This window comes from Streptomyces sp. NPDC059371, assembly GCF_042751995.1.
Classification (GTDB): domain Bacteria; phylum Actinomycetota; class Actinomycetes; order Streptomycetales; family Streptomycetaceae; genus Streptomyces.
Map to the genome: position 1 here is coordinate 72,372 of NZ_JBHYXD010000002.1, position 6,186 is coordinate 78,557.

The 6,186-nt window shown below is 69.3% G+C and carries 6 protein-coding genes and 1 pseudogene; 3 read left to right on the plus strand and 4 right to left on the minus strand.

Annotated elements, in window-relative coordinates; genetic code table 11:
• Nucleotides 1-47 precede the first annotated feature (47 nt).
• Together ACFXGX_RS01580 and ACFXGX_RS01585 are read left to right on the plus strand one after the other, a co-directional pair.
• Nucleotides 48-1,043: an ATP-binding cassette domain-containing protein gene (locus tag ACFXGX_RS01580; RefSeq protein WP_384783806.1), complete on the plus strand. Its 996-nt coding sequence runs from the start codon at nt 48-50 to the stop codon at nt 1,041-1,043.
• Nucleotides 1,040-1,822 carry an ABC transporter permease gene (locus tag ACFXGX_RS01585; protein WP_384783514.1) on the plus strand — a complete coding sequence of 261 codons (783 nt, stop codon included), beginning with the start codon at nt 1,040-1,042 and terminating at the stop codon, nt 1,820-1,822. Before ACFXGX_RS01580 ends, ACFXGX_RS01585 begins: the two co-directional genes overlap by 4 nt.
• A gap of 1 nt (nt 1,823) precedes the next feature.
• On the opposite strand, the gene ACFXGX_RS01590 is transcribed toward ACFXGX_RS01585, so the two are convergent.
• The 4 genes from ACFXGX_RS01590 to ACFXGX_RS01605 are packed head-to-tail and all read right to left on the minus strand — an operon-like array spanning nt 1,824 to nt 5,869.
• Nucleotides 1,824-2,639 (minus strand): ABC transporter permease, encoded by an 816-nt coding sequence (locus ACFXGX_RS01590; protein ID WP_384783516.1) that lies wholly within the window; start codon nt 2,637-2,639, stop codon nt 1,824-1,826.
• A gap of 10 nt (nt 2,640-2,649) precedes the next feature.
• Nucleotides 2,650-3,540 (minus strand): ABC transporter permease, encoded by an 891-nt coding sequence (locus ACFXGX_RS01595; RefSeq protein ID WP_384783517.1) that lies wholly within the window; start codon nt 3,538-3,540, stop codon nt 2,650-2,652.
• Between the two features lie 7 nt (nt 3,541-3,547).
• Nucleotides 3,548-4,756, minus strand: coding sequence for an ABC transporter substrate-binding protein (locus ACFXGX_RS01600; RefSeq protein WP_384783518.1), 1,209 nt, complete (start codon nt 4,754-4,756; stop codon nt 3,548-3,550).
• Nucleotides 4,757-4,780: 24 nt separating this feature from the next.
• Nucleotides 4,781-5,869: an ABC transporter ATP-binding protein gene (locus tag ACFXGX_RS01605; protein WP_384783520.1), complete on the minus strand. Its 1,089-nt coding sequence runs from the start codon at nt 5,867-5,869 to the stop codon at nt 4,781-4,783.
• 122 nt (nt 5,870-5,991) lie between these two features.
• Here ACFXGX_RS01605 and ACFXGX_RS01610 point away from each other — a divergent pair.
• A pseudogene (locus tag ACFXGX_RS01610) lies at nt 5,992-6,186 on the plus strand (hypothetical protein); the annotation flags it as partial.

The following is a 6,186-nucleotide window of genomic DNA, read 5'->3' on the forward strand; positions in this document are numbered from 1 at the left end:
GCCTCCGAACGGAGAGCTCCATGCCTTCCTCTGTCATGCCCATGCCTATGCCCGTGCCCAGGCAGAGCGGCGGTCCGCAGCCCGCCGCCGTCTCCGCCCTCGGTCTGCGCAAGTCGTACGGCGAGAAGACCGTGCTCGACGGCATCGATCTGCACATCCCGGCCGGCTCCGTCTTCGCGCTGCTCGGACCGAACGGTGCCGGAAAGACCACCACCGTGCAGATCCTGTCCACGCTCATCGCCGCCGACGGCGGACAGGCCCAGGTCGCGGGCCACGACATCGCCGCCTCACCCGACGGGGTGCGCGACGCGATCGGTGTCACCGGGCAGTTCTCCGCGCTCGACGATCTGCTCACCGCCGAGGAGAACCTGCTCCTCATGGCCGACCTGCTGCGTCTCGGGAGGCGCGAAGGGCGGTTCCGTGCCAAGGAGTTGCTCCGGCGGTTCGACATCGCGGACGTCGCGGACAAGCGGGCCGCGACCTTCTCCGGCGGTATGCGACGGCGGCTCGACCTCGCCATGACGCTGGTCGGCGACCCTCAGGTGATCTTCCTGGACGAGCCGACGACGGGACTCGATCCCCGCAGCCGCCGCACCATGTGGGACACGGTTCGCTCGCTGGTCGCGGCCGGCACCACCGTCTTCCTCACCACCCAATACCTCGATGAGGCCGACCAGTTGGCCGATCGGATCGCCGTGCTCGACGGCGGCCGGATCGTCGCCGAGGGCACGGCGGACGAACTCAAGGCGCGGATCCCCGGCAGCCACGTACGACTGCGGTTCACCGAACCCGCCGAGTACGAGCGCGCGGCCGGCGCCTTCCCCGGCGCGGCCCGCGACGACGAGGACCTCGCGCTGCGCGTGGCGGGCGACGGCGGCCTCGACGCGCTGCGCGCCCTGCTCGTCCGGCTCGACGCCGCCGGTGTCAGGGCCGCCGACCTGTCCGTGCACACCCCCGACCTCGACGACGTGTTTCTCGCTCTGACCGGCGACGGCGTCACCGGCACCGGCACCCCCCTTCACGTCAAGGAGACCCCGCGATGAGCACCCTCACCTACGCCGTGCACGACTCGATGACGATGCTGCGGCGCAACCTCAAGCACGCGATGCGCTATCCGAGCGTGTCGCTCGGTGCCGCCATGATGCCGATCCTGATGCTGCTGCTGTTCACGTACGCCTTCGGGGACTCGATCGGCGCCGGAATGGGCGGCGGCCGGGACGCGTACCTGGACTATCTGACACCCGGGATCATCGTCATGGGTGTGGCGGCCGGGGCGATGTCGACCTCGATCGCGGTCTGCTCGGACATGACGGAAGGCATCATCAACCGCTTCCGCACGATGAACATCACCCGCTCGTCGTTCATGACGGGCCATGTCGTCGGCAGCGTCGTCCAGACGATGGTGAGCATGGTCCTGGTCGTGGGCTTCGCGCTCGCCATCGGCTTCCGGCCTGACGCGAGCCCGCTCGAATGGCTCGCCGCCGCCGGTCTCCTCACGGCCATCGCGTTCGCGGTGACCTGGCTCTCGGCGGCACTCGGCCTGATCTCCAAGACCGTCGAGTCCGCGAGCAACAAGCCGCTGCTGGTCCAGTTCCTGCCCTTCCTCGGCTCGGCGTTCGTGCCGGCCGACTCGATGTCCCCGGGCCTTCGCTGGTTCGCGCAGAACCAGCCGTTCACCCCGATGACCGAGACGCTCCGCGGTCTGCTGTCCGGCTCGGAGATCGGCGACAACGGCTGGATCTCGCTCGCCTGGTGCGCCGCCATCAGCCTGGTCGGCTACGTCTGGACGCGCTCGCGGTTCAACAGCACCACCAAGCGCTGACTCAGATCCTGCTCTCGGTGGCCGTGTCCGCGGACAGGCGCTGGGCCACGTAGATCGGGATCACCGAGAGCAGGACGAGCACGGCGGCCACGACGTTCACGACCGGTGCCTGACGGGGCCGGGTCATGTTGTCGAAGATCCAGATCGGCAGGGTCTCGATGCCGGGCCCGGCCGTGAACGTCGTCACGACGATCTCGTCGAAGGACAGCGCGAAGGCGAGCAGCGCGCCGGCCAGGAGCGCCGAGCGCACCAGCGGGAACGTGACGTCGACGAAGGCCCGGAAGGTGTCCGCGCCCAGGTCCATCGCCGCTTCCTCGTACGTTCCGGACGTACGGCGCAGCCGCGCGACCACGTTGTTGAAGACGACGACGATGCAGAAGGTGGCGTGGCCGACGATCACGGTGAACATGCCGAGTCCGACGCCGAGCGGTTCGAGCACCGTGCTGAACGCCGAGTTGAGCGCGATGCCCGTGACGATGCCGGGCAGCGCGATCGGCAGCACGACCACGAAGGAGATGGTGTCCCGGCCGAAGAACCGGTGGCGGGCGACCGCGAAGGCGACGAGCGTGCCCAGCACCAGCGCGATCGCCGTGGCGCCGAGGCCGGCCTTGACCGAGACCCACAGTGCGGCGCGCGCCCCCTCGTTCTCCCAGGCGACCGACCACCAGTGGAAGGTGAGCCCGGACGGCGGCCAGCTCGCGCTGCGGTCCCGGTTGAAGGAGTTGACCAGGACGAGGGCGAGGGGCACGTAGATGAACGCGAAGCCGAGCCCGGCGGCGACGCGCAGCGCGATACGCGCGGGACGGGACAGTTGCACAGCGGGCTCCTCAGAGACTGCTCAGGGCGCCCGTGCGGCGCATCGCGAGGAGGTACACCACGATGACCACGACGGGGACCGTGCCGAGCGCGGCGGCCATGGGCAGGTTCAGTTCGATGTTGGAGTAGACGACGTTGCCGATGAGCTGGGTCTTGCCGCCGACGATCTGCACGGTGATGTAGTCGCCGAGGCTGAGCGAGAAGGTGAACACCGAGCCGGCGGCCACGGACGGCAGGACCATCGGCAGCACCACCGACCGCAGGGTGCGGCCCGCGCGGGCCCCCAGGTCCGCGGACGCGTCCAGCAGGTTGGCGGGCAGCTGCTCCAGCGCGGTGTGGATCGGCAGGATCATGTACGGCAGCCAGAGGTACGTCAGCGCGATGATCGCGGCCGTGATCCCGTACCCGGGTCCGCTGAGTCCGAAGGGCTTCAACACCCAGTCGGCCAGGCCGTCCTGAGAGAGGATCAGCCGCCAGGCGTACACCTTGACGAGGTAACTCGCCCACAGCGGGGTCAGGATGGCGACGACCAGCAGCGGGCGCCGCTCGGCCCGGGCTGTCCGGGCCGTGTAGAAGGCGACGGGGAACGCGATCACCGCGCACAGGGCGGTGACCGCGAGGGCGACGCCGATGCTGCGCAGGATCACCTGGCGGTAGACGGGGGTGGTGAGGAGCTGATGGAAGTTGTCGGTCGACCAGACCTTCACCACCTCGGAGGTGAAGGAGTTCGTCGTCCAGAACGCCGAGACGAACAGCACGGCCAGCGAGCCGAGATAGAGCACCGTCAGCCAGAGCAGGGGTGCGGTCAGCAGCAGGGACAGCCGCAGCCGGGAGTGCCGGTGCAGTGTCCCCGCGAGCCGCCGGACGGGGGAGCGTCCGGCGGCCTGCGGGGTGGAGGTCATCGTTCGGTCAGCCCTTGATCTCGGTCCAGGCCTGGACCCACTTGGCGTACGGGACGCACTTGACGTCGGTGCGGCCGTCGAGGCACTGCTCGATGGGCGTGTTCCAGAACGCGATGTTCTTCCAGTAGCTCTCGTCGGTGGCGTGGTAGGTGTCGCAGAAGGACTTGTCGCTGGTGTACTGGCACGCCTCGGAGTTGGCCGGCGCCTCACCGAAGTACTCGGCCACCTGGGCGTTCACCTTCGGCGAGATGATCCAGTCCATCCACTTGTAGGCGCAGTTGGGGTGCTTGGCCTTGGCTGAGACCATCCAGGTGTCGGACCAGCCCGTGGAACCCTCCGCAGGTACGAAGGCCTTCACCTTGGCGCCCTCGTCGGCCGTGAGGTTGGCGATGACCTGCCAGGTGGTGCCGACCACGGAGTCGCCGCTCTTGAAGGCGGAGATCTCCTTGAGGTAGTCGCTCCAGTACTCCCCCACGTTCGCGCTCTGCTTCTTCAGCAGATCGACGGCGGCGTCGAACTGCTTCTGGTCGAGCGCGTAGGGGTCCTTGATCTTCAGCTCGGGCCGGGCGGACTTCAGGTAGAGGGCCGCGTCGGCGATGTAGATCGGCGAGTCGTACGCGGTGACGTGGCCCTTGTTCGCCGAGGCGTCGTCGAAGACCGCGGACCAGGAGGTGGGGGCGGGGCTGACCTTCTCGGTGTTGTACATCAGGAGGTTGGCGCCCCGGCCGTGCGGGATGCCGTACATCTGGCCGTCGACGGAGTTCCAGGCGCCCTTCTTCAGGCCGCTGAAGACGTTCTTGTAGTTCGGTACGAGGCCGGTGTTGACCGGGGCCGCGTCGCCCGAGGCGATGAGGCGCAGGGAGGCGTCCCCGGAGGCGGAGACGGCGTCGTACTGGCCGGTCTTCATCAGCTTGACCATCTCGTCGGAGCTGGCGGCGACCTTGGAGTTGACCTGGCAGCCGGTCTGCTTCTCGAAGTCGCCGACCCAGTCGACCTTGGGGTCGTTGGAACCGTCCTCGACATAGCCGGCCCAGGCGATCAGGTTGACCTGGCCCTCGCTCTTGCCGAGCTTCGACTGCGCCTTGAGGTCGGGCGGGTTGAGGCCGGTGGACGCGGAGGAGCCCGTACCGGACGATCCGCAGGCGGTGGCGGCGAGGAGCACCGCGACGGCGGCGGCGGCCTTGAGGGTCGGGGTGAGGCGCACGGCGTACTCCATACGTGGCGGTGGACTGAGCGGGGGTCAGCGGGGGTCGGGGACCTGGAAGGCGTGGCGGCGGTGCCACCGGAGCCGGACCCGGGTGCCGCGCAGGGCGGCGACGTCCTCGGAGGAGGTGTCCAGGTTCTGCTGGAGCGCGGTGAGGCGGCCGCCCGCGTCGAGGTCCACCAGGAAGCGGGTGGCGTCGCCCATATAGACGACCTCGGCGACGGTGCCGGTGGCGGTGGAGTGCTCCGGCCCGCCGGCCGCACCGGCGTCGGCGGACCCGGACCCGGCGCCCTCGGCGGGCTCCGTGGGGTCCGTGGGCTCCGCGAGGACCCGGATCTTCTCCGGCCGGATGCTGTACGTGCCCGGGGCGCCGACGATCTGCTGTGCCGACTGTCCTTCGAGCAGGTTGGACGTCCCGACGAAGCCCGCGACGAAGGCTGTGGCGGGGCGTTCGTAGATCTCGGCCGGGGTGCCGACCTGTTCGATGCGGCCCTGGTGGAAGACGGCGATGCGGTCGCTCATCGTCAGGGCCTCCTCCTGGTCGTGGGTGACGAACACGAAGGTGATGCCGACCTCGCGCTGGATCGCCTTGAGTTCGACCTGCATCTGCTCGCGCAGCTTGAGGTCGAGGGCGCCGAGGGGTTCGTCGAGGAGCAGGACGCTGGGGCGGCCGACCAGGGCCCTGGCGAGGGCCACGCGCTGGCGCTGCCCTCCGGAGAGCTGGCCCGGGCGGCGGCGGCCGAACCCTTCCAGGCGTACGTCGGCGAGCGCCTTGCGGGCCCGGACCAGGCGTTCGGCCTTGGGCACCTTGCGGACCTTGAGTCCGTAGGCGACGTTCTCCTCGACGGTCATGTGCGGGAACAGCGCGTAGTCCTGGAAGACGGTGTGCACGTCCCGCTCGAAGGGGGCGAGGCCGGTGACCTCCTGGCCCGCCAGTTCGATCCGGCCCTCCGTCGGGCTCTCGAATCCGGCGATCATCCGCAGCACGGTCGTCTTGCCCGAGCCCGACGGGCCGAGCATCGAGAAGAACTCGCCGTCGGCTATCTCCAGATCGACTCCGGCCACGGCGGTCGTCTCACCGAACGCCTTTCGCAGGCCCTGGAGCCGGATCGCCTTTGCCTCCATGGGCGGGGAACCTTTCTGGTGCGTTGGTGCGTTGCAACACTGACCGGAAAGATATGAAGTCATAGTTCAAATCTCAAGACCTCTTTAGAGTAAAGGTTGAGTCAACGCACAAGGTGGTGACCGTGAAGCAACACAGAGACGACGGCGTCCGCAGAGCCGTCTTCACACCCGTGGACAACCGCGCCCGCGTCGAGACGGTCGTGCACCGGATCGGCGACGCCATCGAGCTGGGGCGGGGGGGGCGCGCGGGGGCCCCGCGGGGGGGGGTGGTGGGGGGGCGGGCGGGGGCGCGGGGGGCCGGCGACCCCCCCGCGGGG